The organism is Streptomyces sp. NPDC004051, from assembly GCF_053604275.1.
This window is the reverse complement of record NZ_JBSGHG010000080.1, coordinates 1529-3156: the sequence shown is the minus strand read 5'-3', so window position 1 is coordinate 3156 and position 1628 is coordinate 1529. Positions and strand designations below refer to the sequence as shown.

Below are 1628 nucleotides of genomic sequence, written 5' to 3'. Positions count from 1 at the left end.
CGGGTGGTCGGTCGTTGTTTGAGAACTGCACAGTGGACGCGAGCATCTGTGGCCAAGTTTTTAAGGGCGCACGGTGGATGCCTTGGCACCAGGAACCGATGAAGGACGTGGGAGGCCACGAAAGGCCCCGGGGAGCCGTCAACCAGGCTGTGATCCGGGGGTGTCCGAATGGGGAAACCCGGCAGTCGTCATGGGCTGTCACCCACTGCTGAACACATAGGCAGTGTGGAGGGAACGCGGGGAAGTGAAACATCTCAGTACCCGCAGGAAGAGAAAACAACCGTGATTCCGGGAGTAGTGGCGAGCGAAACCGGACGAGGCCAAACCGCAGGCGTGCAAGACCCGGCAGGGGTTGCGCAGGCGGGGTTGTGGGATCTCTTGTTCATGGTCTGCCGGCCATGAGGCGAGTCAGAAACCGCTGGCGTAGACGAAGGACATGCGAAAGGTCCGGCGCAGAGGGTAAGACCCCCGTAGTCGAAACGTCAGCGGCTCGCTGAAGAGACACCCAAGTAGCACGGGGCCCGAGAAATCCCGTGTGAATCCGGCGGGACCACCCGCCAAGCCTAAATATTCCCTGGTGACCGATAGCGGACAGTACCGTGAGGGAATGGTGAAAAGTACCCCGGGAGGGGAGTGAAACAGTACCTGAAACCGTGTGCCTACAAGCCGTGGGAGCGTCGCATGCAGGCTTGCCTGCATGTCGTGACTGCGTGCCTTTTGAAGAATGAGCCTGCGAGTTTGCGGTGTGTTGCGAGGTTAACCCGGGTGGGGAAGCCGTAGCGAAAGCGAGTCCGAACAGGGCGATGAAGTAGCACGCTCAAGACCCGAAGCGGAGTGATCTAGCCATGGGCAGGTTGAAGCGGCTGTAAGAGGTCGTGGAGGACCGAACCCACCAGGGTTGAAAACCTGGGGGATGACCTGTGGTTAGGGGTGAAAGGCCAATCAAACTCCGTGATAGCTGGTTCTCCCCGAAATGCATTTAGGTGCAGCGTCGTGTGTTTCTTGCCGGAGGTAGAGCACTGGATAGGCGATGGGCCCTACCGGGTTACTGACCTTAGCCAAACTCCGAATGCCGGCAAGTGAGAGCGCGGCAGTGAGACCGTGGGGGATAAGCTCCATGGTCGAGAGGGAAACAGCCCAGAGCATCGACTAAGGCCCCCAAGCGTACGCTAAGTGGGAAAGGATGTGGAGTCGCACAGACAACCAGGAGGTTGGCTTAGAAGCAGCCATCCTTGAAAGAGTGCGTAATAGCTCACTGGTCGAGTGATTCCGCGCCGACAATGTAGCGGGGCTCAAGCGTACCGCCGAAGTCGTGTCATTGCGATATCAACCCCCAACGGGGATCGTGATGGGTAGGGGAGCGTCGTGTGCCGGGTGAAGCAGCCGCGGAAGCGAGTTGTGGACGGTTCACGAGTGAGAATGCAGGCATGAGTAGCGATACACACGTGAGAAACGTGTGCGCCGATTGACCAAGGGTTCCTGGGTCAAGCTGATCTGCCCAGGGTAAGTCGGGACCTAAGGCGAGGCCGACAGGCGTAGTCGATGGACAACCGGTTGATATTCCGGTACCCGCTGTGAAGCGAAAGACATCGAACCAGGCGATGCTAAGTCCGTGAAGCCGCCCCCGT

Annotated in this window: 1 rRNA gene (cut by a window edge); it reads left to right on the top strand. The window is 59.0% G+C overall.

The annotated features are described in order from the left end of the window. Positions 1-50: 50 nt before the first annotated feature. A 23S ribosomal RNA gene (locus ACWEQO_RS34565) occupies positions 51-1628 on the top strand (its annotated part continues 1528 nt past the right edge of the window); the annotation flags it as partial.